Source organism: Nostocoides sp. HKS02 (assembly GCF_009707485.1).
Classification (GTDB): Bacteria; Actinomycetota; Actinomycetes; order Actinomycetales; family Dermatophilaceae; genus Pedococcus.
This window is the reverse complement of sequence record NZ_CP046121.1, coordinates 1,499,272-1,524,266: the sequence shown is the minus strand read 5'-3', so window position 1 is coordinate 1,524,266 and position 24,995 is coordinate 1,499,272. Positions and strand designations below refer to the sequence as shown.

General features: G+C 71.4%; 22 protein-coding genes and 1 pseudogene. 17 read left to right on the top strand and 6 right to left on the bottom strand.

The genetic code is table 11. The annotated features are described in order from the left end of the window. The first annotated feature begins 121 nt into the window (after window positions 1-121). From leuS to GKE56_RS17305, 6 genes and pseudogenes are all read left to right on the top strand, one after another. Window positions 122-3,022: a leucine--tRNA ligase gene (gene leuS, locus GKE56_RS07215; protein ID WP_154683965.1), complete on the top strand. Its 2,901-nt coding sequence runs from the start codon at window positions 122-124 to the stop codon at window positions 3,020-3,022. Window positions 3,023-3,077: 55 nt separating this feature from the next. Further along, complete coding sequence (locus GKE56_RS07210) at window positions 3,078-3,929, top strand: DegV family protein (RefSeq protein WP_154683964.1); 852 nt, start codon at window positions 3,078-3,080, stop codon at window positions 3,927-3,929. A 29-nt stretch (window positions 3,930-3,958) separates the two neighbouring features. Beyond that, window positions 3,959-4,561, top strand: coding sequence for a glycerol-3-phosphate 1-O-acyltransferase PlsY (plsY, locus tag GKE56_RS07205; protein ID WP_230209254.1), 603 nt, complete (start codon window positions 3,959-3,961; stop codon window positions 4,559-4,561). A gap of 76 nt (window positions 4,562-4,637) precedes the next feature. Beyond that, window positions 4,638-5,672, top strand: a complete 1,035-nt coding sequence (locus tag GKE56_RS17315) for a helix-hairpin-helix domain-containing protein (RefSeq protein WP_230209253.1) — start codon at window positions 4,638-4,640, stop codon at window positions 5,670-5,672. A 44-nt stretch (window positions 5,673-5,716) separates the two neighbouring features. Next, window positions 5,717-6,751: pseudogene (locus GKE56_RS18195) on the top strand (ComEC/Rec2 family competence protein); the annotation flags it as partial. Window positions 6,752-6,864: 113 nt separating this feature from the next. After that, window positions 6,865-8,070 (top strand): ComEC/Rec2 family competence protein, encoded by a 1,206-nt coding sequence (locus GKE56_RS17305; protein WP_255424981.1) that lies wholly within the window; start codon window positions 6,865-6,867, stop codon window positions 8,068-8,070. Window positions 8,071-8,076: 6 nt separating this feature from the next. Here the strand turns inward: GKE56_RS17305 and GKE56_RS07185 are convergent, their stop codons facing one another. Further along, a complete protein-coding gene (locus tag GKE56_RS07185) occupies window positions 8,077-9,006 on the bottom strand; it encodes a LysR family transcriptional regulator (protein WP_154683960.1) in 930 nt (309 codons plus the stop codon). 177 nt (window positions 9,007-9,183) lie between these two features. Continuing rightward, window positions 9,184-9,333, bottom strand: coding sequence for a hypothetical protein (locus GKE56_RS07180; RefSeq protein WP_154683959.1), 150 nt, complete (start codon window positions 9,331-9,333; stop codon window positions 9,184-9,186). On the opposite strand from GKE56_RS07180, the gene GKE56_RS07175 reads away from it, so the two are divergent. From GKE56_RS07175 to GKE56_RS07160, 4 genes are read left to right on the top strand one after another with little or no spacing between them, the layout of a single operon-like run. Beyond that, window positions 9,332-9,769 (top strand): DUF6318 family protein, encoded by a 438-nt coding sequence (locus tag GKE56_RS07175; protein ID WP_154683958.1) that lies wholly within the window; start codon window positions 9,332-9,334, stop codon window positions 9,767-9,769. The two genes, GKE56_RS07180 and GKE56_RS07175, sit on opposite strands and share 2 nt — an antisense overlap. Before the next feature lie 44 nt (window positions 9,770-9,813). Continuing rightward, a complete protein-coding gene (locus GKE56_RS07170) occupies window positions 9,814-10,701 on the top strand; it encodes a hypothetical protein (protein WP_154683957.1) in 888 nt (295 codons plus the stop codon). Window positions 10,702-10,759: 58 nt separating this feature from the next. Further along, complete coding sequence (locus tag GKE56_RS07165; protein WP_154683956.1) at window positions 10,760-12,001, top strand: patatin-like phospholipase family protein; 1,242 nt, start codon at window positions 10,760-10,762, stop codon at window positions 11,999-12,001. A 30-nt stretch (window positions 12,002-12,031) separates the two neighbouring features. Beyond that, window positions 12,032-12,877 (top strand): NAD-dependent protein deacetylase, encoded by an 846-nt coding sequence (locus GKE56_RS07160; RefSeq protein WP_154683955.1) that lies wholly within the window; start codon window positions 12,032-12,034, stop codon window positions 12,875-12,877. On the opposite strand, the gene GKE56_RS07155 is transcribed toward GKE56_RS07160, so the two are convergent. Further along, a complete protein-coding gene (locus tag GKE56_RS07155; protein ID WP_154683954.1) occupies window positions 12,858-13,445 on the bottom strand; it encodes a bifunctional 2-polyprenyl-6-hydroxyphenol methylase/3-demethylubiquinol 3-O-methyltransferase UbiG in 588 nt (195 codons plus the stop codon). The genes GKE56_RS07160 and GKE56_RS07155 overlap by 20 nt on opposite strands. A gap of 18 nt (window positions 13,446-13,463) precedes the next feature. Here GKE56_RS07155 and GKE56_RS07150 point away from each other — a divergent pair, with 18 nt between their 5' ends. Both GKE56_RS07150 and GKE56_RS07145 read left to right on the top strand, forming a co-directional pair. Further along, window positions 13,464-13,991: a GNAT family N-acetyltransferase gene (locus GKE56_RS07150; protein WP_154683953.1), complete on the top strand. Its 528-nt coding sequence runs from the start codon at window positions 13,464-13,466 to the stop codon at window positions 13,989-13,991. 69 nt (window positions 13,992-14,060) lie between these two features. Continuing rightward, the gene (locus tag GKE56_RS07145; RefSeq protein ID WP_154683952.1) at window positions 14,061-14,480 is read left to right on the top strand and encodes a DUF4259 domain-containing protein; all 420 of its coding nucleotides are present in this window, start codon (window positions 14,061-14,063) and stop codon (window positions 14,478-14,480) included. 35 nt (window positions 14,481-14,515) lie between these two features. Here the strand turns inward: GKE56_RS07145 and lexA are convergent, their stop codons facing one another. Beyond that, window positions 14,516-15,241, bottom strand: coding sequence for a transcriptional repressor LexA (gene lexA / locus GKE56_RS07140; protein ID WP_154683951.1), 726 nt, complete (start codon window positions 15,239-15,241; stop codon window positions 14,516-14,518). A 224-nt stretch (window positions 15,242-15,465) separates the two neighbouring features. Here lexA and GKE56_RS07135 point away from each other — a divergent pair, with 224 nt between their 5' ends. The 4 genes from GKE56_RS07135 (at window position 15,466) to nrfD (ending at window position 21,505) form a co-directional block, all read left to right on the top strand. Continuing rightward, window positions 15,466-15,864 (top strand): LysM peptidoglycan-binding domain-containing protein, encoded by a 399-nt coding sequence (locus GKE56_RS07135; RefSeq protein ID WP_195908270.1) that lies wholly within the window; start codon window positions 15,466-15,468, stop codon window positions 15,862-15,864. A gap of 153 nt (window positions 15,865-16,017) precedes the next feature. Next, the gene (fdh, locus tag GKE56_RS07130; protein WP_154683949.1) at window positions 16,018-19,440 is read left to right on the top strand and encodes a formate dehydrogenase; all 3,423 of its coding nucleotides are present in this window, start codon (window positions 16,018-16,020) and stop codon (window positions 19,438-19,440) included. Then, window positions 19,437-20,429: a 4Fe-4S dicluster domain-containing protein gene (locus GKE56_RS07125; protein ID WP_154683948.1), complete on the top strand. Its 993-nt coding sequence runs from the start codon at window positions 19,437-19,439 to the stop codon at window positions 20,427-20,429. Before fdh ends, GKE56_RS07125 begins: the two co-directional genes overlap by 4 nt. Further along, window positions 20,426-21,505, top strand: a complete 1,080-nt coding sequence (gene nrfD / locus GKE56_RS07120; RefSeq protein ID WP_154683947.1) for an NrfD/PsrC family molybdoenzyme membrane anchor subunit — start codon at window positions 20,426-20,428, stop codon at window positions 21,503-21,505. The genes GKE56_RS07125 and nrfD overlap by 4 nt, the downstream gene beginning before the upstream one ends. 3 nt (window positions 21,506-21,508) lie before the next feature. On the opposite strand, the gene GKE56_RS07115 is transcribed toward nrfD, so the two are convergent. Further along, window positions 21,509-21,928: a rhodanese-like domain-containing protein gene (locus tag GKE56_RS07115; RefSeq protein WP_230209252.1), complete on the bottom strand. Its 420-nt coding sequence runs from the start codon at window positions 21,926-21,928 to the stop codon at window positions 21,509-21,511. Window positions 21,929-21,994: 66 nt separating this feature from the next. Between GKE56_RS07115 and selB the strand changes: the two genes are divergently transcribed. Then, the gene (selB, locus tag GKE56_RS07110) at window positions 21,995-23,764 is read left to right on the top strand and encodes a selenocysteine-specific translation elongation factor (protein WP_154683946.1); all 1,770 of its coding nucleotides are present in this window, start codon (window positions 21,995-21,997) and stop codon (window positions 23,762-23,764) included. A 9-nt stretch (window positions 23,765-23,773) separates the two neighbouring features. Here selB and GKE56_RS07105 read toward each other — a convergent pair whose 3' ends face one another. Further along, window positions 23,774-24,883, bottom strand: coding sequence for a winged helix DNA-binding domain-containing protein (locus GKE56_RS07105; protein ID WP_154683945.1), 1,110 nt, complete (start codon window positions 24,881-24,883; stop codon window positions 23,774-23,776). Window positions 24,884-24,995 lie beyond the last annotated feature (112 nt).

Below are 24,995 nucleotides of genomic sequence, written 5' to 3'. Positions count from 1 at the left end.
CTGCTTCTTCGATAGCCGCGCTGGCCCACGGGACCACCCGAGGCCACCGCGGCCAGCCCCTCCTGCGCGAGGGGCTTTTCTGTGAGCAGATCCGTTCGCCGAGACCCGAACCGAGGATGACATGACCGAGACGCCGCACCGTTACACCGCCGAGCTGGCCGAGCAGATCGAGCTCGCCTGGCAGGACCGCTGGCAGCGCGAGGGCACATTCCACGCACCGAACCCCGCCGGGCCCTGGGCTGAGCCCGACAAGGTGGCCGGTCGCGAGAAGCTCCTCGTGCTCGACATGTTTCCCTACCCCAGTGGCGCCGGGCTCCACGTCGGCCACCCGCTGGGCTACATCGCCACCGACGTGTTCGCGCGCTACCACCGGATGACCGGGAAGAACGTGCTGCACTGCCTCGGGTACGACGCCTTCGGCCTGCCCGCCGAGCAGTTCGCCGTGCAGACCGGCCAGCACCCGCGCACGACGACCGAGGCCAACATGGTCGTCATGAAGCGCCAGCTGCGGCGGCTGGGGCTCGGTCACGACGACCGACGGACGATCGCCACGATCGACCCGGACTACTACCGCTGGACCCAGTGGATCTTCCTGCAGATCTTCAACGCGTGGTACGACCCCGAGGCCGTGCGCGCAGACGGTGGTCGCGGCCGGGCCCGCCCGATCGACGAGCTCGTGGCCCAGTTCGAGGACGGCACGAGGCCGCTGCCCGCCGAGGACGGTCGGGGCTGGGCTGACCTGTCCTCCGACGAGCGCCACGCGATCCTCGACGGCTACCGCCTCGCGTACACCTCCGAGGCGCCGGTCAACTGGGCGCCCGGCCTGGGCACCGTGCTGTCCAACGAGGAGGTCACCAACGACGGCCGCTCCGAGCGGGGCAACTTCCCGGTCTTCAAGAAGAGCCTGCGCCAGTGGATGATGCGCATCACCGCGTATGCCGACCGGCTCGCCGACGACCTCGACCGCGTGGACTGGCCCGAGAAGGTCAAGCTCATGCAGCGCAACTGGATCGGCCGCAGCCAGGGCGCTCGCGTCATGTTCCCGGTGGTCGGTCACGCCGAGGGCATCGAGGTCTTCACCACCCGCCCCGACACCCTCTTCGGGGCGACGTTCATGGTGCTCGCCCCCGAGCACCCGCTCCTGGCGACTGTTGTCCCCGAGGGTGACTGGCCCGAGGGCACCAACCCGGCCTGGACGGGTGGCGAGTCGGGACCGCAGGCTGCGGTCGCGGCATACCAGCGCAGTGCCTCACGCAAGAGCGAGGTGGAGCGCCAGACCGAGGGCAAGGACAAGACCGGCGTCTTCACGGGCGCATGGGCCACGAATCCCGTGAACGGACACCAGGTTCCGGTGTTCGTCGCCGACTACGTGCTGATGGGCTACGGCACTGGCGCGATCATGGCCGTGCCGGGTCAGGACGAGCGTGACTGGGACTTCGCCACCCGGTTCGGACTGCCCATCGTGCGGACGGTTCAGCCCAGCGAGGGGCATCCGGACGACGAGGCGTTCACCGGGGACGGGCCTGCCATCAACTCGGCGAACGACGAGATCTCGCTCGACGGGCTGGGAGTGGCCGAGGCCAAGGCGACGATCATCGAGTGGCTGTCGGCCAAGGAGCTCGGGCAGGGCACGGTCAACTACAAGCTGCGTGACTGGCTCTTCAGCCGCCAGCGCTACTGGGGCGAGCCGTTCCCCATCGTCTTCGACGAGGAGGGCAACGCCCACGGGGTGCCCGAGTCGATGCTGCCGATCGAGCTGCCCGACGTGCCCGACTACTCGCCCAAGACCTTCGAGCCGGAGGACGACAGCAGCAGCCCCGAGCCGCCCCTCGGCCGCGTGCAGGACTGGGTCAACGTCGAGCTCGACCTGGGCGATGGGCGCGGGGTTCGCACCTACCGGCGAGAGACCAACACCATGCCCAACTGGGCCGGATCGTGTTGGTACTACTTGCGTTACCTCGACCCCGCCAACCAGGACGCCTTCGTCGACCCGGGCAACGAGCAGTACTGGATGGGGCCTCAGGCGACGCCCGTGCTCGGCGCGCCCGAAGGCACCCGCGACCCCGGTGGCGTCGACCTCTACATCGGCGGGGTGGAGCACGCGGTGCTGCATCTCCTCTACGCGCGGTTCTGGCACAAGGTCCTGTTCGACCTGGGTCACCTGACCAGTGAGGAGCCGTTCCGCCGGTACTTCTCGCAGGGCTACATCCAGGCCGCGGCGTACCGCGACGACCGCGGCCAGCCCGTCGAGGCGGCCGAGGTGGTCGAGGTCGCCGGCGAGTCGGGTGAGATGAGCTACACGTGGCGTGGTCAGCCCGTCACCCGCGAGTACGGCAAGATCGGCAAGTCGCTCAAGAACGTCGTCAGTCCCGACGAGATGTTCGAGCAGTACGGCGCCGACACGCTGCGCGTCTACGAGATGTCGATGGGTCCCCTCGAGCTGAGCAAGCCGTGGGAGACGCGCGCGGTCGTCGGTGCCCAGCGGTTCCTGCAGCGCCTGTGGCGCAACGTGATCGACGAGGAGACCGGTGAGGTCAGGGTCGTCGACGAGGCGATGGCCCCCGAGACCACGCGAGCCCTCCACCGGGCGATCGACGCGGTCTCGCGCGACTATGCCGCGCTGGGCTTCAACACCGCGATCGCCCGCCTCATCGAGCTCAACAACGCCCTCACCAAGCTGGAGGCCGTGCCGCGCGAGGCCGCCGAGCAGCTGGTGGTGATGGTGGCGCCCCTGGCGCCGCACATCGCCGAGGAGCTGTGGTCCCGGCTGGGTCACGAGGAGTCGATCACCTTCGCGACCTTCCCGGTGGCAGACCCGGCGTGGTTGGTCGAGGACACGGTGACCTGCGTCGTGCAGATCAAGGGCAAGGTGCGTGACCGCATCGAGGTGCCCGCGGACATCGACGAGAACACGCTACGCGAGCAGGTGCTGGCGCTCCCGAAGGTCCGGGCCGCCACCGAGGGTGGCATCCGCACGGTCATCGTGCGGGCGCCCAAGCTCGTGAACGTCGTTCCGGCCTGAGCGGCAGATCCGGCCTGAGCGGCAGCCCCAGCGGCGGACTGGATAGCCTTCGAGGGTGAGCGTTGCGATCGTCACCGACAGCACGGCATACCTGCCGTCGTCCGTCGTCGACGCCCACGGCATCCAGGTCGTGCCGCTGCACGTCGTGATCGGTGGCACCGAGTTCAGCGAGGGTGTCGACGTCACGACGGCCGAGGTGGCGGCAGCGCTCCGGAGCTTTACGCCGGTCTCGACGTCGCGACCCTCGCCGCAGGCGTTCCTCGACGCCTACGAGAAGGCTGCCGCCGGCGGCGCGGAGGCCGTGGTCTCGGTGCACATCTCGGCTGACATGTCCTCTACGGTGGAGTCCGCACACCTCGCGGCCCAGCACTCGCCGATTCCGGTCACCGTCGTCGACTCGCGGTCGCTGGGCATGGCGATGGGGTTCGCCGTCGTCTCGGCCGCCGAGCTGGCCGCAGCAGGTGGGTCGGCCGAAGACGTTGCGGCACAAGCATTGTGGCGATGCGAGGCCTCGACCGTGGTCTTCTACGTCGACACCCTCGAGCACCTGCGCCGGGGTGGGCGCATCGGGTCCGCGTCGGCGTTCCTCGGCTCAGCCCTGGCCATCAAACCCATCCTCGGCCTCGTCGAGGGCCACATCCGCGGGCTGGAGAAGGTGCGTACCTCGTCACGCGCGCTGGCGCGCCTCGAGGAGCTGGCGGCCGCGGCCGGCGAGGGTCCCGACGAGGTCGACATCGCGGTGCAGCACCTCGACTCGGCCACTCGGGCCGAGGACCTGGCCGCGCGCCTGCGCGCACGCGTGGGGTCGGCTCGCGAGGTCGTCACGGTGGAGCTCGGCGCCGTCGTGGGCGCCCATGTCGGCCCCGGGACGTTGGCCGTCGCGGTCTCGCCGCGCCCGAGCACATGATCGTCACCGACCACGCCACTGTGTGGGAGGTGACGAAGCTCCCGGTTGCCTCGGCGGCGGCGTTCGTCATCGGGGCCGTGAACCCCGCCACCATCCTGGCCAGGGTGTTCGGCAAGGACCTGCGGCGCTCCGGGTCCGGCAACCCGGGCGCCACCAACGTCGGCCGGGTCCTGGGCGCTCGGTGGGGTGTGCTGGTCGGTGTGCTCGACGTCCTCAAGGGGCTCGTCCCCGTCGTCGTAGCGGCACAGCTCATCGGCCCGATCACTGCCCTGTGTGTCGGCCTCGCGGTGGTCCTGGGCCACATCTGGTCACCGTTCCTCAAGGGCCAGGGCGGCAAGGGGGTCGCGACCTCGTTGGGGGCGATCCTCGCGGTGGAGCCGTGGTTCGGCCTGCTCATGGTCGCGATCTTCGGGCTGCTGGTGTGGCGGTTGCGGTGGGTGGCCGGGGCGTCGGTGTCGGCCTGCGTCGTGCTCCTGGTGCTCGGCCTCATGAGCTGGCTGCGCTGGGTCCCGTTCGGGACGCGCGACAGCGGTGCCTGGTGTGTCGTGCTGGCCGTGGTCGTGATCTACCGACACCGGCGCAATATCGAGCTGTGGATCTCGGCTCGCAAGGACGCGTCCTCCACAGGCTGATCGCACCCCGCCTGCTGTCCACAGACGTGCCCTTCCCGGTTCCAGCCGGGGTGCCCCCGGTTCCTACCGTTCGCGTATGCCGCTGCGTCGCCGCCCCACCGAGCCCTCGCCACGGCTCCGTGCGCTGCTCGCGTCGACCGAGCGTCGCGCAGCACCCGGACGCGACGCGGACGACGCGCACGACGCGGACGAGACGGACGCGACCGCGGACGCGACCGTGGACGCGACCGTGGACGCGACCGTGGACAACGTGGACGCGACCGCGGACACACGGCCGGACCAGCCGGCTGTGGAGCCGTGGCTGCCGGTGCGACCGACCTCGGTGGGGGAGCGGTCCGACGCCCGACCAGGGCGTCATCGGCGACCCGCACCGCCACCTCCGCGCTTCCTGACCCTGCCGGCAGCGCTGCGCGGTGCGCGGGTGAGCGGGTCCCGGGCCGCCGCCGTCGGGCTGGTTATCGTGGTCCTGCTCAGCGCCGCCGGGTTCGGTGTGCGGGTCGCCATGGCGAGGGCGGCGAGCACGCCCCATGTGGTGGCGCCGTCGCGGTCTGGTTCGGCCGTGGCGGCCCGAGGGGCGACGGGCAGCGGCGGAGCCACGGCTTTCGCGGCGTCGGCCACCGGCTCGGGCGGTGGGGGACCGCCGACGGCGACGGTGACCGTCCATGTGGTCGGCCAGGTCGCGAGGCCAGGCCTGCTTCGGCTCCCCGCAGGCTCGAGGGTTGCCGACGCGGTCGCCAGAGCCGGGGGCGCCAGCCGCGGGGCAGATCTCGCGGCGATCAACCTCGCCAGGCTGCTCGTCGATGGCGAGCAGCTGCGAGTGCCAAAGCCGGGTGAGGTGGTCGCGACGGGTGGCGTCGCTGGGGCCGCGGGTGGGCCTGGGACCGGTGTTGGAACGGGGGCGGGCGCCGGTGGGGCGTCCGCGCTGGTCAACCTCAACACCGCCTCGACGACCCAGCTCGAGGACCTGCCCGGGGTCGGGCCGGTTCTGGCCCAGCGGATCGTGGACTGGCGCACCGAGCACGGCCGGTTCGCCTCCGTCGACGAGCTGGGCGAGGTCAGCGGCATCGGGGAGAAGATCTTCGCCCAGCTCCGACCCAAGGTGACCGTGTGAGTGGGGTCGAGCGGGGTGGTCCGCCCGCCGTCGCTGATCTGCGCATGCTGGTGCCCGCGATGGCTGGGTGGGCCGTCGGTGCTGCCGCACTCGGCCTGCCACCGCAGGCGAATGCCGCGGCCGCCGCAGTCCTCGCCGTCGCCGCCCTCCTGCTCGTCCGGCGCCGGCGAGGGCGCCGGGTACGCCCAACCCCGGGGGCCGCTCCCATACCTGGCGCATCGTGGGTCCCCCTGCTCGCGCTCGTCTTCGCGGCGGTGAGCGTGGTGCTGACTGCGGCTGCGGCGCAGAGCGCCCTGCACGAGACCGGGCCGGTCCGGGCGCTCGCCGCCGAGCACGCTGCCGTCGTGATCACTGGCCGGGTGACCAGTGATCCCATGCTGGTCAGCGCGCACCTCGGTGGTGCCACGGTTCGCCTGACCGTCGACGTGCACGAGGTGACCGGGCGGGGGCGCCAGGCGCGGGTGTCCACGCCCGTGCGGGTGATCGGCGACGAGTCCTGGCAGGCGGTTCGGTGGCACGAGACCATCCGCGCCCGCGGCACCCTCATCCCGGCCGATCCCGGTGAGGAGGTCGTGGCCGTCTTCAGGCCGCTGGCGAGGCCGTCGCCGGTGGCGCCCCCCGGGCTGGTTCCGCGGGCGGCCGACCACCTGAGGGCCGGCCTGCGCCGAGCAGCCGAACCCTTGCCTGCGGACGCCCGAGGTTTGATCCCCGCGCTGGTCATCGGCGATACCAGCCGCACCCCTGCCGATCTCACCGAGGCCATGCTGGCTACCGGCATGACCCATCTGTCAGCCGTCAGCGGCTCGAACGTCGCGATCGTGCTGACCTTCGCCATGGGGGCGGCGGCGCTCGTGGGCGTCCCTCGACGGGGGCGGCCCGCGGTCGCGGTGGCGGCGCTCGCGGGGTTCGTCGTCCTGGCCAGACCGGAGCCGAGCGTCGTCCGCGCCGCCACGATGGGCGTGATCGGCCTGATCGGTCTCAGCCGTTCGCGCCGTGGTGCGGGTATCCCGGTGCTGTCGGCTGCGGTCATCGTCCTGCTCGTGGTCGACCCCTGGCTGAGCCGGTCCTACGGTTTTGCCCTCTCGACCTTGGCCACGCTGGGGCTGCTGCTGTTCACCCGTAGCTGGGGGAGGCGATCGGGCGCCGGCTGCCCACGCGGCTCCGGTCGTGGGGGCCTGCCATCGCGATCCCGGTGGCGGCCCAGGCCATGTGCGCCCCGGTCGTGGTCCTCCTCCAGGGCTCCGTGTCGGTCATGGGTGTGTTCGCGAACCTCCTCGCCGCTCCCTTCGTGGCACCCGCGACCGTCTGCGGGGTCGCCGCCGCGGTGGTGGCTCCGCTGTGGCCGTTCGGCGCGACCATGCTGTGCTGGCTCGGGGCTCTCCCGACGCTCGGGATCGCCTGGGTCGCGCGCACGTGCGCCACCGTCCCCGGCGGCACCCTGCCGTGGCTCGACGGCGCCCCGGGCGCGCTGCTGCTGACGGCGCTGACCGTCGCTGTGGTGGTGACCGGCCGGTGGTGGCTCCATCAGGTGTCCCTCCACCCGGTGCTGGCCCTGGCTGGCGCCATCACGCTGCTGGCCTTCCTCGCCCCGACGACCGCGTTGACCTGGCCCCCAGCGGGTTGGCGCTTCGTCGCGTGTGACGTGGGCCAGGGTGACGGTCTGGTGTTGGCCACGACACCGGGTCACGCGGTCCTCGTCGACGCAGGGCCCGATCCGGCGGCGATCAACAGCTGCCTGGGGCGCCTCCACGTCACCGTCCTGGATTCGGTTGTCCTCAGCCACTTCCACGCCGACCACGTCGACGGCCTCCCCGGTGCGCTCGCCGGGCGGGACGTGGGCGAGATCCTCGCCAGTCCGGTGCGCGAGCCTCCCTACCAGTGGAGGGAGGTCGCGAGGTGGGCCGGCGCCCGCGGCATACCCATCCGCGACCTGTATGCCGGGGACCACCTCGCGTGGAGCGGCGTCACGGCGGAGGTGTGGTGGCCGGCCCGCCGGATCGCCTCGGGGTCGGTGCCGAACAATGCCAGTGTCGTGCTGGCCGTCCGGTCCGGGCCGGTCCACCTGCTGCTCCTCGGCGACGTGGAGCGCGAGGCCGCCCACGCCGTGCTGCTGGAGCTGCGACGCAGCCCGGCGATGGCTGCCGAGGCGCAGTCGTTCGACGTGGTCAAGGCGCCCCACCACGGGTCAGCCAACCTCGATGAGGCCTTCATGGACGCCGTGCGGAGCCCGGTGGCGGTGATCAGTGTCGGTGAGGGGAACGACTACGGGCACCCATCGGCAAAGGCATTGGCGGTCTTGCGCCGCAACGGGTCTGCGGTGTTCCGGACCGACCAGCGAGGGGATGTGGCTGTCGTGGAGGAGGGTGGTCGGGTCGGTGTGACCTGGCGCGGTCGTTGACCCGGCTCAGGTGCTGGCGAGCACCCGGGGCTTTGCCTTGGCGGCCTCGACGAGGGCGTCGATGGTGGCCTGGACCGCGGGCACCCGCTGCAGGTCGGCAGTGGTGACGACGCTGATGGTCCTTCGCGAGGCGGGCTTCATCGGCAGGGTGACGACGTCGTTGTGGTGGGCGGTCCGCAGGATCAGGTCAGGGATGAGGGCCACTCCCAAGCCCTCGGCGACCAGGCCCAGGACGGCGACGTAGTCCTCGGTCTCGAAGCCGACATGGGGTGAGAAGCCGGCTGCGGCACACATCTGCAGGAGGTGACCGCGACATCGAGGGCACCCCGCGATCCAGTTCTCCTGGGCCAGGGCGGAGAGCTCCACCATCTCCGCGGCGGCGAGCGGGTGTTGACGGGGGAGGGCGAGCCTGACTTCGTCGTCGATGAGCTTGTGGGTGACGAAGAGATCCATGTCCTCCTCGCCGCGACTGAGGTCGTCGCCCTCGTAGGCGAACGCCACGGCGAGGTCGCATTCGCCCGCCTTCAGCGCGGCCAGGGACTCGGGCGGCTCCGCCTCGGTGAAGGTCACCTGCACATCGGGGAAGCGCTGCTTCACCAAGGCCAAGGCGCGCGGGACGAGGGTCGCCGAGCTCGACGGGAACGCCATCAGCCGCACCCGGCCGGCACGGAGCCCCGCAATCGCGGCGACCTCTTCCTCTGCGGCGTCGAGGGCGGAGAGGACGGCCACGGCATGACGCGCGAGGACTTGGCCTGCCTCGGTCAGGCGGACGTTGCGGCCGACGCGTTCGACGAGCACCGTGCCGGTGCGCTGCTCCAGGCGACGGACCATCTGCGAGATGGCGGGCTGGGAGTAGCCGAGGGCGAGCGCTGCGCCCGTGAAGCTTCCCTCGTCGGAGATGGCCTTCATGACGCGGAGGCCAGCAGCATCGATCATGGATCCACGATAACTGACTGTTATCGAAAGGCGAACATCTCGAGCGGAATGTGATGGTTCGCGAGAGTCTGTCCACCTGAGGACAGGCAAAGCGCAGCAAACGGGGGGAACCGTTAGACTTCACGATGTCGACGCTCGGGGAACTCGGCACGCAGGGGGAGCAGTGAATCGCACACGTCAGGTCTGGGCTGGGCTGTGGCTGGTCACGGGGGTGCTGATGTCGGCGTGCAGTGCCGACGGCAACGCCCCGTCGGGGTCGGTGAGCACATCGACGTCGAGCCCGCCCACATCATCGGGGTCTGCGACGACCCCAGTCTCGCCGTCCATGACCAGGACGACCCGGCCGGTGAGCCTGCCGCCCGAGGCCACCCAGCACACCCACGCGGGCGCCCAGGCCTTCGCGAAGTTCTACCTCAAGCAGTACTCGGCTGCCGCGCATGCCGGTGACGCCAGTCTGATGCGAGGGCTGGCCCGTCCGGAGTGCCAGGGATGCAATGCCCTTGTCCACCTTGTCGAAGCGCTGGAGAGAAAGCAGCAGCACACAGATCTCGACGCGCTCGCGATCCACTCCGCGTGGATCGTTCCGGAGAGCACCAGCGCACGGGCGGTCATCAGTGTGTTGGCCGAGGAGACCCCAAAGCGAATCATCGACGCGAACGGCGCGGTGGTCGCGAACGTCAAGGGAGCTCGCTTCGACATCCGGCTTACCGAACGGTGGGGACCGGACGGCTGGGCGGTCAGCGACCTCAGGCTGATGAGGTAGACGTGTATCGCGCCCCTGCCCTTCTTGCGGTCGCGGCTTTCCTGATGCTGCCCTTGTCGCGCGCGGCGAGCGCCGCGCCAAGTCCACCCACCATCGACAACGACTCGGTCCAAGCCCTGGAGTCCGTCACCACTTCAATCGATCCCAGCTCGTCCGCACCTGCCCCGCCGCCCGCCCACTCGGAAGCTGCTGCGGCGCATGGCCCCAGCCGCTACGAGTACCGGGTCGTTCTTGCGTGTCAACCCAAGCGGCTCTCGGACACGCCCGATGGCGAGGCCACCAACTGCTCGTACGCGCAGACGGCGTGCACGTTCCGTTACCCGGCATCGGATCCCAGAGCGGGGGAGAACCTCTACCGCCTCGAGTACCGCCTCACCGACAACCCCTCCGCGCCATGGGCGTTGGTCCGTGAGATGTGTGGTCTCGGTGATGCGCCGGCAGGCGTCGCGGCACCCCGGATTCCGTCGTTGGGGCAGATCCAGACGGCGTTTCGCCAGCTGCCGTTCTCGAAGCCGAGGGTGTCGGTGCAGCCTGTCGGCAACGTCACGCTGGTGAACCTGCCGACCTTCTACCAGGCGGTCTGGCCCGGCGATGACGGTCTGCAGCCGGGCGAGGTCAGCCGGCCGGTGCAGTTGCTCTCGTGGTCGGTGGAGTTCCGGATCGCCGCGCAGTCCTACGACTTCGCGTTCGGTGATGGCGCACGCAGCGGCCCGGTCACCGATCCCGGTGGCGGGTACCCGGACGGTTCGGTCCGGCACTCCTACCGGCGCCCGCTGCAGGCCGCGCAGGTCAAGGTTGATGCCAGGCTGAGCGCCCAGTACCGCGCGAACGGCGGCGCCTGGACTGACCTCGAAGCGGTCGCCGACCTGCAGGGCGAGCCCATCACCGTGCTCCAGGTCAAGCAGGCGCACGCCCGGCTGGTGAAGCAGTAGCGCGCGGCCCGCGCACCACCGAGCGCGTGTCCGCGCCGTCTGCTTACATCGGGAGACCATGAACCCCGAGGAGACCGCCACCGCCCACACCAGCGACGCCGACCCACCCGACACCCCGGCGGGCGCACGCCACGGCACCGCGCTGTGCCTGTCAGGCGGCGGCTACCGTGCTGCGCTCTTCCACCTCGGCGCGACCCGACGGCTCAACGAGCTCGGCATCCTCGCCTCCGTGACGACCGTCAGTGGCGTGTCCGGCGGCTCGATCCTCGCCAACCTGCTCGCCGACCCCCGACTCGAGTTCCGCCGAGCCGACGCCACGGTCGTGGGCTTCGACGAGTACGTCGCGACGCCGTTGCGCCAGCTCGCCTCCCGCAACATCCGCACCCCTGCCTTCCTCGCCAAGCTCAAGCCGCGCAACTGGCGAGCTCCCGACGCGGCCATCCGCGCGCTCGCTGACGAGCTCGCCTCACAGTTTCCATGGTGGTCAGATCCTCTGGCCCGCAACGACAACGGCGCGCCAGAGATCATCACGGGCGCGACTGAGATCGGCTACGGCGTGGACTGGGTGTTCGAGGGGCCTAGTGCCCGGTCGCCGCGCGGCAGGGTGGGCGACTACCGCACGGGGTATGCCGCCTGGCCGCGCGACCTGCGCCGCGCCGACGCCGTGGCCGCCTCCTGCGCGTTCCCGCCGTTCTTCAGTCCGATGGTGCTCGACGGCGAGGCGATGCACCTGCGGGGTGGCCGCCGAGGCGTCGAGTCGCCGGGCGAGCGCCGCGGCATCCTGCGACGGATCCGCCTCACGGACGGCGGGGTCTACGACAACCTCGCATTGGAGCCCGTGTGGAAGAACCACGCGACGGTCCTCGTGAGTGACGGGGGCAGCGTGTTCCGGGCCCGCACCGAGCGCACCGTGCTCGGTCGCACCCAACGCATCCTCGCCATCGCCACCAGTGGCGGCCAGTCCGTGCGCAGTCGATGGCTCCACGCCAGCTTTGCGCGCGGCATCCTGCGCGGCACCTCGTGGGCGCTCGACACCCTCATCGACGGCGGCTACCCGACGCAGACCGTGACGCGCATCAGTGCCGTTCGCACCGATCTCGACGCCTTCTCGACGGCCGAGCAACAGATCCTCGAGCGTCACGGCTACCTCGTGGCCGACGCCCAGGTTCGGACCCACGCCCCACAGCTGATCGTCCGCGACAGCGACCTCGACCCTCCACATCCGGCGGTTGCCGACCCCGAGGTCGCTGGGGCCGCGCTGTCCGACTCGGCACGCCGGCTGTTCCTCGGCCGCTCCTGAGCAGCCGCCTGGGCCGCGTACCCTTTCTTCGTGACCCAGGGCACCGACACGCGCACCGACGAGCTCTCCGCGATCGCGGGGCTCCTCGAGCACGGCAATGTGCTCGCGCTCACCGGGGCGGGGATCTCGACCGAGTCCGGCATACCCGACTATCGGGGGCCGGACGGCAACCGGCGGGTCACGCCCATGCAGTTCGCCGAGTTCCTCGGTTCGTCGCAGGCCCGGCAGCGGTACTGGGCGCGCAGCTACGTCGGCTGGCAGCGGTTCAACCAGGCCCGCCCCAACGCCGGCCACGCGGCGGTGTCACGCCTCCAGTCGGCTGGGCTCCTCGGCCCCATCATCACCCAGAACGTCGACGGCCTCCACCAGTCGGCGGGCACGACCGAGGTGACCGAGCTGCACGGGTCGCTCGCCAAGGTCGTCTGCCTCACCTGCGGCGACCGGACCTCCCGCTGGGACCTCGACGCCCGCATGCGCGAAGCCAACCCGGCATACACCGTCTCGAGCGACGAGATCCGCCCCGACGGCGACATCGCCCTGAACGACCTCGACGTCGCCGCGTTCCGCGTCCCGCTGTGTCTCGTCTGCGGCCGCGACACCCTCAAGCCCGAGGTCGTGTTCTTCGGCGAGTCCGTGCCGAAACCGTTGGTGGAGCACTGTTTTCGGCTCACCGAGCAGGCCGATGCCATCCTCGTCCTCGGCTCGAGCCTCAAGGTCATGAGCGGCTATCGCTTCGTCCGCCGAGCCGCGGCCCTCGGAATCCCGGTGGCCATCATCACCCGCGGCGCCACCCGTGGCGACGCCGACGCGACGCTGCAGCTCGACGCGCCGCTGGGTGCCACCCTGACCGAGCTGGTCAGCCGGCTGGGCGCCTAGCCACGAGCACCGCGTCGATCGCGTCGCCGGCGTCGGTGGGGCGGACGATCTCTTCGCACCGCTCGATCTCGAGTCCGGCCGCGGCCGACCGCAGCTGCTCGAGGGTATGCAGCAGCGACGGATCTGAGGGGCCGCCGACGCCCTCGGTGAGGTTGCGCAGCGCATGACCCACGACGACCAGGGCGCCACCGGGGGCCAGCCACGAGGTGGCGCGCGACAGGACGTCCTGTGACAGGTGCAGGTAGGCGGCGAGGACGAGGTCGTATGCCGTGCGCTCCGGCGGGTGCCACGAACGCACGTCGGCGACGACCCAGTCCACGGCGACCCCTCGCCGGGTCGCCTCGGCGTCGCCCTTGGCCAGTCCCACCGCCGAGAAGTCGACCGCGGTCACCCGCCAGTGCAGGCCGGCCAGCCACACGGCGTGACGGCCCTCGCCGGCACCGAGGTCCAGCGCGCGACCGGGCGGCCAGCCGCCGACGATCCGGGCGACCTCGGCGTTGGGGGTGGCGCTCCAGACCCGGGCGCTCGCGGCATATCGCTGGTCCCACATCTGCTGGCGGTCGGTCATCCCCTTAGCATCGCCGATATGAGCGCCAATGCCGCGGGGGAGCCGGAGATCGTCATCCGCGACGCCGGCCTCGACGACCTGCCGACGATGGCCGCCATCTACGACGAGCAGGTCGGCACCTCGCTCGCGACGTTCGACACCGAGCCCCGTGGGGCGGCATACCTGGGTGAGAAGCTGGCGTCGGCGGGTGGCAGCGACATCGTGCTCGTCGCCCGAGCGGGGGACGAGGTGCTGGGCTACGCGTACTCCGGGCCGTTCCGTCCGCGCCCGGCGTACGCCGGCACCAAAGAGGTGTCGGTCTACCTCGCGGTCGGCGCGCGGCGTCGTGGACTCGGGCGCGCCCTATATGCCGAGCTGCTCGCCCGCCTCGACGCCCGGCCCGACGTGCACACCCAGGTCGCGGTCGTGGCGTTGCCCAATGACGCCAGTGAGGCGCTGCACCGGGCCGTGGGCTTCGAGCAGATCGGGGTGCTCCGGGAGGTGGGGCACAAGTTCGGCCGTTATGTCGACACCGCGTGGTACCAACGGATGGCTTCGGGCGGCTAGGTCTGGCGTGTCGGCGCAACGCTTGGCAGTCTCGTGAGGTGACGCTCGACGAGAGTTTCGGAGGCTGACATGGGCGCGACGAGAATCAGGACCGGTCCGTTCGAGAACGACGACGCACTCGACTTCCTCGACGACCTCGAGGAGTCCGACCCGCAGGAGCGCCGCGTCAAGGTGGAGTCGGCTCTTCGGCGGGTGATCCGCGCGACGGACTACATCGAGGCGTCCACGATGTCGGAGGCGATCGCCGCGGCCGTCGTCGTGGCGGCCTCGGACGACCCTGAGTCGGTCGTGGGGGAGCGCAACGTGCCCCGCTGGCTGGACGAGGAGCCGCTCGACGTCGACGAGCGGCTCGAGGAGTTCGCCACGAAGGCGTTGCACCGGGCGCTGCGCTCCGAGGACAACGAGCTCTGGGAGATCGTGGCCGACGGGGACGCCGGGGACCGCTTCAACACCCGGATCACGCACTACCTCGACGCACTGGGCGACTGAGCCGGCGTCAGGGCCACTGAGCCGGCGTCAGGGCGTCAGATCCGGCGGAGCACCGCCGTGACCTTGCCGAGGATGGTGGCGTGGTCGCCGTCGATCGGCTCGAAGTCCGGGTTGTGCGGCAGCAGCCACACGTGACCGTCCTTGCGCTTGAACGTCTTGACCGTCGCCTCGCTGTCGAGCATGGCCGCGACGATGTCGCCGTTGTCCGCCGTCGGCTGTTGGCGCACGACCACCCAGTCACCGTCACAGATCGCCGCCTCGACCATCGAGTCACCCACGACCTTGAGCAGGAAGAGCTGGCCCTCGCCAACGAGCTGACGGGGCAGCGGGAACACGTCCTCGACGGACTCCTCGGCCATGATCGGCACGCCGGCCGCGATCCGGCCCAGCACAGGGACGTAGGACGCCTCGGGACGGGCGTCGCCCAGGCCGGTCTCGTCGAACGTCGCCGTCTCGTCCTCGGCGCTCGCGCCGCCGCGGTAGCCGCGCGTCTCGGCGGTGGCATCGGGGGAGACGACCTCGATCGCGCGGGGCCGGTTGGGGTCGCGGCGCAGGAAGCCCTTGCGCTCGAGCGTCGACAGCTGGTGGGCGACGGAGCTGGGTGAGGTGAGGCCGACGGCCTCGCCGATCTCGCGCAGGCTGGGCGGGTAGCCGCGGCGGTCGACCGAGTTGCGGATCACCTCGAGGACCCGGCGCTGGCGCACCGTCAGCCCGTCACCGCGGTCGCGGTCGGGAAGCTCCTTGACGTTGTCCTCGCTCATCGCGCTCCTCGTTTCTGCAGGTCAGGTGCCTGTGGCGGGTGGTGCAGGTGGGGCTGTCGGTGGCCTCTGATCTGATCTGAGGCGTGACCACAGCGTATGGCGTTCGAACAGAGTTGCCAAACATGTGTTCGACGCGTGTCTTGAACCTTTCGAACATGCGTGCTAGAAATCAGGCAGAGCGCTTTTCGCACACTCGTTCGAAGAGCCGTCAGATGGAGGAACCGATGAGTGCAGCAGTTGCCTGGGACGTCGCCCCCGCCCCCCTGCGTGTGCCGAGCCGGGTGGCCCGGCCGCACCTGGTCTCCGTGCCCTGCGGCAGCGACGCCGTGGCGGTGCCCGGCGCGCCACTGCGCCTCACCCGCGCGGGCCGCCTCGCCATCACGTCCCTGGTGCTCGTCGTCCTCGTGGCCGCCACCATCGCCCTGCTCTCCGGCGGCGCCTCGGCCACGGTGATCGACCACTCGACGACGGTTCAGGGTGGCCAGACGCTCTCCCAGATCGCGGCTCAGCAGCTGCCCGGCCTGCCGGTCGCCGACGCCGTCGCTCGCATCCAGGTCGCCAACGACCTGACCAGCTCCGAGATCCACGCCGGGCAGAGCCTGCTCATTCCCGCCGTCGGCTGAGCCGGCCCCTGAACGCCCCTGAACGACGCTGAACGGCTGCTGAGCCAACCGCCGCCGGGCTTGGCTGCCGGCCTGCCTGCCGGGCGTGCACCGGCCCGCGAGTTGTGGCAGGTTGACAGCAACATCGCTGATCAGCAGGCAGGGAGGTTCCGCGTGGACGCCAGGAAGGCCTTTCTCTCGTGGCCGGTCGTCCGCCAAGTCCGGTCGGGAGATCTCCTGGGCCGCGGTCCGGCGGTCACTTCGCGGCATACCGAGGAGCTGACCCCGCGCACGAGCACTGCTGACCGGGTCGTGCAGAGCATCTGCCCCTACTGCGCGGTGGGCTGCGGGCAGCGCGTGTTCGTCAAGGACGAGAAGGTCGTCCAGATCGAGGGCGATCCGGACTCGCCGATCTCCCGTGGCCGGCTGTGCCCCAAGGGCTCCGCCAGCGAGCAGCTGGTCAACCACCCCGGCCGCCAGACCGCCATGCTCTACCGCCGCCCCGGGGGCACCCAGTGGGAGTCCCTCGACCGGGACACCGCGCTCGACATGGTCGCCGACCGCTTCGTCGAGAGCCGCCGCCGCGGCTGGCAGGACCACGATGCCAAGGGCAGGTCGCTGCGCCGCACCATGGCCATCGCCTCGCTCGGGGGAGCGACCCTCGACAACGAGGAGAACTACCTCATCAAGAAGCTGTTCACCGCGGCGGGCGCGATCCAGATCGAGAACCAGGCGCGTATTTGACACTCCGCCACGGTCCCCAGTTTGGGGGCCTCGTTCGGGCGCGGAGGCGCCACCCAGTACCTCCAGGACCTCGCCAACGCTGACTGCATCGTCATCCAGGGGTCGAACATGGCCGAGTGCCACCCGGTCGGCTTCCAGTGGGTGGTCGAGGCGCGGCGCAAGGGTGCCAAGGTCATCCACATCGACCCGCGGTTCACCCGCACCTCGGCCAGCGCTGACAAGCACCTGCCGATCCGGGCCGGCAGCGACGTCGTCTTCCTCGGTGCCCTGGTCAACCACGTCCTGACCAACGAGCTCTACTTCAAGGACTACGTCGTGGCGTACACCAACGCCGCCACGCTGATCAGCACGGACTTCCAGGACACCGAGGACCTCGACGGGCTCTTCTCCGGCTACGACCATGACAAGGGTGGCTACGACCAGACGTCGTGGTCCTACGCGACCGCCGACGATGGCGGCGACGGCGACGGCGACGGCGACGGCGACGGCGACGGCGACGGCGACGGCGACGGCAAGCGGACCGTAGTGGGCGACGCCGGCGCCGAGCAGCAGCACGGCAGCCAGAAGTCCGCACACTCCGCCGGTGACCAGCACGGCTCCGGGGGCCCGGCGCTGGAGCACGCCCGGGTGCTGCGCGACGAGACGCTCCAGGACCCGCAGACGGTCTTCCAGATCCTCAAGCGGCACTACGCCCGGTACACCCCCGAGATGGTCGCGCAGGTCTGCGGCATCTCCGTCGACGACTTCGACTACGTCGCCAGGGCCATCACCGAGAACAGCGGCCGGGACCGCACCACGTCCTGGGTCTACTCCGTGGGCTGGACCCAGCACACGCTCGGTGCCCAGTTCATCCGCACCTCCGCGATCCTGCAGCTGCTCCTGGGCAACGTCGGTCGTCCCGGCGGCGGCATCATGGCGCTGCGCGGCCATGCCAGCATCCAGGGCTCGACCGACATCCCGACGCTCTACAACATCCTCCCCGGTTACCTCGCCATGCCAATGGCCGGCAGCCACGACACCTGGGCGCAGTACCTCGAGGCGATCGCGAGCAAGGAGCAGAAGGGCTTCTGGGCCAACGCCGACGCGTATGCCGTGAGCCTGCTCAAGTCGTGGTGGGGCGAGCACGCCAGCGCGGACAACGACTGGTGCTACGACTACCTCCCACGTCTGACCGGGCCGCACGGCACCTACCAGACGGTCATGGCGATGCTCGACGATGAGGTCGAGGGCTACTTCCTGCTGGGCCAGAACCCGGCCGTCGGCTCGGCCCACGGGCGCATGCAGCGGCTGGGCCTGTCCCACCTGAAGTGGCTCGTGGTTCGTGACCTCAACCTGATCGAGTCAGCCACCTTCTGGAAGGACAGCCCCGAGATAGCCACCGGCGAGCTGGCCACCGAGGACATCCAGACCGAGGTCTTCTTCTTCCCGGCCGCCTCGCACGTGGAGAAGTCCGGCAGCTTCACCCAGACCCAGCGGCTGCTCCAGTGGCACCACAAGGCGGTCGAGCCGCCCGGCGACTGCCAGAGCGACCTCGAGTTCTTCCACCTGCTCGGCCAGCGCATCCGCGAAAAGCTCAAGGACTCCACCGACCCCCGCGACCGACCGCTGCTCGACCTGACCTGGGACTACCCACTCGAACCGTCCGGCGAGATCGACGCCGAGGCCGTCCTGCGTGAGATCAACGGGGTCCACCTCAGCGGCGACGATGCCGGCAAGCCGCTCGACAACTACCTGGCCATGCGGGCCGATGGCTCGACCACCGGTGGGTGCTGGATCTACGCCGGGGTCTTCGCCGGCGGGGTCAACCGCGCGGCGAGCCGAGTCCCGGGGCGCGAGCAGTCCGAGGTGGCGCCTGACTGGGGTTGGGCGTGGCCGATGAACCGCCGGATCCTCTACAACCGCGCGTCGGCTGACCCGGCCGGCAAGCCGTGGAGCGAGCGCAAGGCCTACGTGTGGTGGGACGAGGAGAAGGCGACGTGGACCGGCAAGGACGTCCCGGACTTCCCGGTGGCCACGCGCCCCGACCACCGACCGCCACCGGGCACGGGCGGCCCGGACGGCCTGGCCGGTGACGACCCGTTCGTCATGCAGGCCGACGGCAAGGGCTGGTTGTTCGCGCCCAAGGGCCTGGTCGACGGACCGCTGCCGACCCACTACGAGCCGCAGGAGTCCCCGGTCCAGAACCCCCTCTACGCCCAGCAGTCCAGCCCGACGCGGGTCGTGTTCCCCCGCAAGGACAACCTCTGGAGCCCGTCGGGCACGAGTCCTGGCGCCGAGGTCTACCCCTACGTGTTCACGACGTACCGGCTCACCGAGCACCACACGGCCGGTGGCATGTCCCGATGGCTGCCCTACCTCGCCGAGCTCCAGCCCGAGTTCTTCTGCGAGGTGAGCCCAGAGCTCGCCCAGGAGCGGGGCCTCGAGAACGGCGGGTGGGCGACGCTCGTCTCCGCGCGGTCGGCGATCGAGGCGAGGGTCCTGGTCACCGAGCGGATGACGCCGCTGGTCATCAACGGGCGCACCATCCACCAGATCGGGCTGCCGTACCACTGGGGCGTCGGCAGCGACGCGATCGTCTCCGGCGACGCGGCGAACGACCTGCTCGGTGTCGCCCTGGACCCCAACGTCCAGATCCAGGAGTCCAAGGTCGGCTCGTGCGACATCCAGCCCGGTCGACGGCCGCGCGGTGAGGACGTCCTACGGCTGGTTGCCGAGTACCAGTCACGGTCGGGTACTACCGTCCAGACCGGCAACGAGCTGGCCACCGACCACACCAATGACGACCACACCAATGACGACCACACCAATGACGACCACACCAACGACCACCAGGACGAGGGGCGCGACCGATGAGCTTCTGGAACAACCAGCTCTCCGGTCCGACCGACCCTGCGACGGACGCGGGCTGGACCGGCGACAGCGCACGCAAGGGCTTCTTCACCGACACCTCGATCTGCATCGGCTGCAAGGCCTGCGAGGTGGCCTGCAAGGAGTGGAACGCCATCCCCGAGGACGGCCTCGACCTGCTCGGGTCCTCCTATGACAACACGGGCGCGCTCGGAGCGAGCACCTGGCGCCACGTCGCGTTCATCGAGCAGGACGGCGACCGGATCGCGGCGGCGCGCGAGTCCGGGCGCCGCCTCATCGACCTCGGTATGCCGGCTCTGCGCACCGAGGTCGACGCCGAGGTCGGCTCGGGTGTGGGGTCCGACGTGGACTCCGTCGCGAAGGCGTTCGCCGAGGACCAGATGCCCGACTTCCGCTGGCTGATGTCGTCCGACGTGTGCAAGCACTGCACCCACGCGGCCTGTCTCGACGTCTGCCCGACGGGGGCCTTGTTCCGCACCGAGTTCGGCACGGTGGTGGTCCAGGACGACGTCTGCAACGGCTGCGGGTACTGCGTCCCGGCGTGCCCGTTCGGCGTCATCGAGCGCCGCCCCGGCGACGACACGGTCACCAACGCCGGCGCCGCCCAGAAGTGCACGCTCTGCTACGACCGGATCGGCCACGACCAGACGCCAGCCTGTGCGCAGGCGTGCCCGACCACCTCGATCCGGTTCGGTGACCTCGCCGACATGCAAGCCGAAGCCCACGAGCGGGTGGCCCAGCTCCACGACCAGGGCTACCCCGAGGCGCGGCTGTACGGCGCGAACGAGAATGACGGCGTCGGCGGCACCGGGTCGGTCTTCCTGCTGCTCGACGAGCCCGAGGTCTACGGCCTGCCACCGGACCCCCGGGTCACCACTGCCGCCCTGCCCGACATGTATCGCAAGGCCGGCCTGGCTGGGCTGGCGATGCTCGTCCTTGCCGCGGGCTCGTTCCTCGGAGGCCGCCGGCGATGACCACCAACCCCCTCGACTCCGACCGCCCGCCCGAGCGCAGCCGGGCCGAGCGTCGGGCCGAACGCCGCGATGGTGGTCGCGACGGTGGCCGCCGCCGCGACGAGTCGATGATGGTGCCGGACGTGAAGTTCGACAGCTACTACGGCCGGCCCGTGGTCAAACCCGCGCCGTGGGAGGCCGACATCCCGGCCTACATCTTCCTCGGTGGGCTGGCCGCAGGGTCCGCGCTGCTCGGTGCGGGTGGGGCAGCGCGCCGGCTGCCGGTGCTGCGCCGCAACAGCCGGTATGCCGCGCTGGCGGCCCTCACCGCGGGTGGCCTCGCGCTGGTGCGCGACCTCGGCAAACCCGCGCGTGCCCTCAACATGATGCGCACGGTCAAGCTCACCTCGCCGATGTCGGTGGGCAGCTGGATCCTCACGGGCTTCGGCGCGTTTGCCGGACTGGCTGTGGCGTCCGAGGCGAGCCGCGAGCTGCTCGACGACGACTCCGCGCTGGCCGGTGCGCTGAGGTTCGTCGACCCGGCCGCGTCCGCGGGGTCGGCGCTGCTGGCCGCGCCGCTCGCGGCATACACGGCGGTGCTGCTGGCCGACACGGCCACGCCCACTTGGCACGAGTCCTATCGCGAGCTGCCGTTCGTGTTCGTCGGTTCGGCCAGCGCAGCAGCCGCCGGGCTCGCCCTGGTCACCGCACCGCCGGAGCAGACCGGACCGGCCCGTCGGATGGCCGTGGCCGGGGCTGCGCTGGAGCTGGCGGCCATGGACCGTCTCGAGCGCAGCCTTGGCGAGACGCTCGCCGAACCGCTCAAGACCGGCCACGCCGGCACCTTGCTGAAGGCCAGCCGGGCGCTCACGGTCGCCGGTGCGGCCGGGGGAGCCGTGCTCGGTCGCCACCGCACCGCCGCGGTCCTCAGTGGTCTGGCGCTGATGGCCGGCTCGGTGTGCACGCGGTTCGGGATCTTCGAGGCGGGCATGGAGTCCGCCAAGGACCCGCGCTACACCGTGGCACCGCAACGCGAACGTCTCGAACGGCGCCGCGAGCGGGGAGTCACCGACGACTCGATCACGACCGGTCGATAGCGCTCACTCGCGCACGTCGGCAGCGCTCGAGCCCACGGGTAGCCCCGCCGCGAGCCATCCCTCGACGCCGCCGATGACGTCGGTGGCGTCGACCCCGAGTCGGCGCAGCGAGGCCGCCGCAAGGGACGAACTGTAGCCCTGACGGCACACGACGACCACCTGGCGGTCGGCCGACGCCTCGGCGATGTGCCAGTCGCTGGTCGGGTCCAGCCGCCACTCCAGGACGGTTCGGTCGATCACGACCGCCCCCGGCAGCTCGCCCTGGCGGCGACGCTGCTGAGGCGTCCGGGTGTCGACCAGCAGCGCGCCCTGCCGCTGCGCGGCCAGCGCCTCGGCTGGCGTGAGGCGGTGCAGGGTCGTCTGGGCGTCCGCGAGGGCCAGGTCGATCGCGCTCGCGAGGGCTGCCGGTCGTGAGGTGTCCACGCACCGACGATGGGCCCGAGATAGCGTGGGCGAGGTCTCCACCCCTCTCGACGAAAGGCCCCGCCGGTGCATGTCGTCGCCACCGCTGGGCACGTCGACCACGGCAAGTCCACCCTGGTCCGCGCCCTCACCGGGATCGAGCCGGACCGGTGGGAGGAGGAGCGCCGACGCGGCCTGACCATCGACCTGGGCTACGCATGGACGACCCTGGACTCGGGGGAGCCGCTCGCCTTCGTCGACGTGCCCGGCCACGAGCGCTTCATCGGCAACATGCTCGCCGGCCTGGGCCCGGTGCCGGCGGTCCTGTTCGTCGTCGCCGCCGACGAGGGCTGGCGCCAGCAGTCGGCCGAGCACCTGGCGGCGGTCGACGCGTTGGGCGTGGCCCACGGCCTGCTCCTGGTGACCCGCAGCGACCTCGCCGACCCCGGGCCGGCGCTCGCCGACGCCCGGGCGCGGCTGGCGGCGACCTCCCTCGGCGCCGTCGAGGCCGTCGCCGTCTCGGCTCGCACCGGCGAGGGCCTCCCGGAGGTGCGGGCTGCCCTCTCGCGCCTGGTCGCGGCCCTGCCGCAGCCGCGCGCCGAGGGGCGCACCCGCCTGTGGGTCGACCGCGCCTTCACGATCAAGGGCAGCGGCACGGTGGTGACCGGCACGCTCGGCGAGGGCACCATCGCGGTGGGCGACTCCCTCGAGCTCGGCGGGCGGGCGGTGGCCGTTCGCTCCCTGCAGTCCCTCGAACGCCCGGTGACCACCGCACCCCCCGTATGCCGCGTGGCCGCCAACCTGCGCGGTCTCGCCACCGCGCAGGTCGGGCGCGGCGACGTGCTCCTGACGCCTGGCGCCTGGCGGGTCACCGAGCTGCTCGACGTGCGCGTCAGAGGTCTGGCCGTGGGCGAGCTGTCCGGTGAGCTGGTGCTGCACGTCGGTACGGCAGCGGTGGGCGCCAGAGTCAGGCCGTTGGGTGACGACACGGCCCGGCTGGTGCTGCGGCGGGCGCTGCCCCTCGTGGCCGGCGACCGGGCGATCCTGCGCGACCCGGGGTCGCGGGCGCTCGCCGGCGCCTTGGTGCTGGACCCTGACCCGCCGGCCCTGCGACGTCGCGGCGCCGCGGGCCGACGCGCCCTCGAGCTCGAGGGGTACTCGGGCGTACCCGACCTGGCGGTCGAGGTCGGCCGTCGCGGCGCGATGAGTCACGTCGATGCGCAGGTGCTGGGGGTCGTTGCACCCCAAGGGAACCCGCCGGACTCGGTACTGACGGTCGGCTCGTGGTACCTCGACACGGCCGCGCTGAAGCGGTGGGCGCAGTCGGTGCGGGCGGCTGTCGAGGCCAAGGCGCAGGCGTCTCCACTCGACCCGACGATGACGGTCGACGCGGCACGGACGATGGCGGGCGTGCCCGACCGGTCCCTCATGTCGACCGTCGTCGCGCACGCGGGACTCGAGCTGCGCGAGGGTCGGCTGGGGGTGCCGGGGGCGGCGGAGGCGAGCCTGGGGACCGCCGAGGCCGGCCTGCGCGCGGTCGAGCAGCGGCTGGCCGTGGCGCCGTTCGCGGCGCCCGAGCGGCCCGAGCTCGCCGAGGCCGGGTTGGGGCAGCGCGAGCTGGCCGCAGCCGAACGCATCGGTCGGATCGTCCGCCTCGGTGACGACGTGGTGCTGCTGCCGGACGGCCCCGCGCGGGCCATGCGGGAGCTGGCCGCGCTGCCGCAACCGTTCACCCTCAGCCAGGCCCGGCAGGCGCTCGGCACGACCCGTCGCGTCGCGGTGCCACTGCTGGAGCACCTCGACCGCCGAGGGTGGACCCGCCGGGTCGACGCGGCCCATCGCGAGGTCGTGCGCTGACCGTCAGGGCTAGCCGCGCCACAGGTGGGGTCTGCCCTCGTTCTCGGCATACGACAGGTCGCGGCCGAGGAACCCGGCGAGGCGCTGCGCCGCGATGCGTACCTGCTCCCGGCCGCGCGGCGACACGCTCGGTGCGAGGCGCACGTCGACCTCGACCACGTCGCTCGTCACGGTGCGTTTCCACAGGCCGACGTTGACGCCGTCGAGGACCACTCGGGCCCAGAACGGGTCGGGCCGCTCGGCGAACGGATGGTCGGGCGCCGCCGGGAACGTCACCTGCGGATAGGTCAGGATCACCTCGTCGTAGACCGGCAGCAGGTATGCCGCGGGCGCGCCTCGGCGGCGGCGCGGCACCGCTGCGGGGTCGCGCCAGTGCGGGACTCCGCTGACCTCGACCTGTTCGAGGTCGTCGCCCAGGTCGGCCAGGGCCGCCTTGGTGTCGGCGCCGGTCAGGGACGACCAGCGGGTGAAGTCCTTGACGGACGCCGGACCGTGCCCGACGAAGAACCGGCGCACGAGCTCCCTCAGGGCCGCGTCTCGCTCTCGGGCCGGGGCCGGGGCGACGACCTCGTCGACCAGGGCGTAGGTGTGGTGGACGCCGCTCATCGGCCCCGAGCAGATCAGGCCCCGCAGCTCGGCGACGAGCAGCAGGTGGCCGAGCTCCTGGCCCGCCGTGATGGACGAGCCGCGCTCGTTGAACGCGGCGCCGATCTCGTGCCGGGTGCGAAACGGCTTGTCCTGCAACAGCTCGGCAACCAGCTCGAGTCCGTCGCCGAGGCGTCGAGGGTCGTCGAGCCCCAGCTGTCGGTGCCGCCCGGCCATGCCTGACAGGACCCGTGGCGAGGTCAGCTCGAGGATCCACCGCAGGTCCTCGGGCGCCACGAAGTGCCACGTCGGACGGAGGATGTGCGTGCGCAGGAAGGCGCCGGCGTCGTGCTCGGCGCGGAGCGCGGCATACGTCGCGCTGGTGGAGCGCATGGCGAGGGAGAAGAAGGCGTGGTCGCGCTCCTGGCTCTGCACGCAGGTGAGCAACCGGACGGCGTCAGCGGCCGAAGCCACGGGAGCCGACGACAGCCGCTGGGTGGCGAGGCGGTCGGAGAGGACGCGAGGAGGGTCCATGCGGTCATCCTGCCGAACGGCACCGACAGCGGCACGGGGACGAGTCCCCACATCTAGGGGGGCCGAATGCGGGCAAACACCAGATCTGGGCGCCTCTGGTGTCACACCAGTC

Coding starts and splice junctions, on each gene's coding strand:
- leuS (WP_154683965.1), top strand. CDS start 122: ATGACCGAGACGCCGCACCGTTACACCGCCGAGCTGGCCGAGCAGATC.
- GKE56_RS07170 (WP_154683957.1), top strand. CDS start 9,814: ATGCTGCCCTTGTCGCGCGCGGCGAGCGCCGCGCCAAGTCCACCCACC.
- nrfD (WP_154683947.1), top strand. CDS start 20,426: ATGACCACCAACCCCCTCGACTCCGACCGCCCGCCCGAGCGCAGCCGG.
- GKE56_RS07125 (WP_154683948.1), top strand. CDS start 19,437: ATGAGCTTCTGGAACAACCAGCTCTCCGGTCCGACCGACCCTGCGACG.
- lexA (WP_154683951.1), bottom strand. CDS start 15,241: ATGAGCGAGGACAACGTCAAGGAGCTTCCCGACCGCGACCGCGGTGAC.
- GKE56_RS07165 (WP_154683956.1), top strand. CDS start 10,760: ATGAACCCCGAGGAGACCGCCACCGCCCACACCAGCGACGCCGACCCA.
- GKE56_RS17315 (WP_230209253.1), top strand. CDS start 4,638: ATGCCGCTGCGTCGCCGCCCCACCGAGCCCTCGCCACGGCTCCGTGCG.
- GKE56_RS07185 (WP_154683960.1), bottom strand. CDS start 9,006: ATGATCGATGCTGCTGGCCTCCGCGTCATGAAGGCCATCTCCGACGAG.
- GKE56_RS07105 (WP_154683945.1), bottom strand. CDS start 24,883: ATGGACCCTCCTCGCGTCCTCTCCGACCGCCTCGCCACCCAGCGGCTG.
- GKE56_RS07145 (WP_154683952.1), top strand. CDS start 14,061: ATGGGCGCGACGAGAATCAGGACCGGTCCGTTCGAGAACGACGACGCA.
- GKE56_RS07175 (WP_154683958.1), top strand. CDS start 9,332: ATGACCAGGACGACCCGGCCGGTGAGCCTGCCGCCCGAGGCCACCCAG.
- GKE56_RS07155 (WP_154683954.1), bottom strand. CDS start 13,445: ATGACCGACCGCCAGCAGATGTGGGACCAGCGATATGCCGCGAGCGCC.
- GKE56_RS07180 (WP_154683959.1), bottom strand. CDS start 9,333: ATGGACGGCGAGACTGGGGTCGTCGCAGACCCCGATGATGTGGGCGGG.
- GKE56_RS07150 (WP_154683953.1), top strand. CDS start 13,464: ATGAGCGCCAATGCCGCGGGGGAGCCGGAGATCGTCATCCGCGACGCC.
- GKE56_RS07135 (WP_195908270.1), top strand. CDS start 15,466: ATGAGTGCAGCAGTTGCCTGGGACGTCGCCCCCGCCCCCCTGCGTGTG.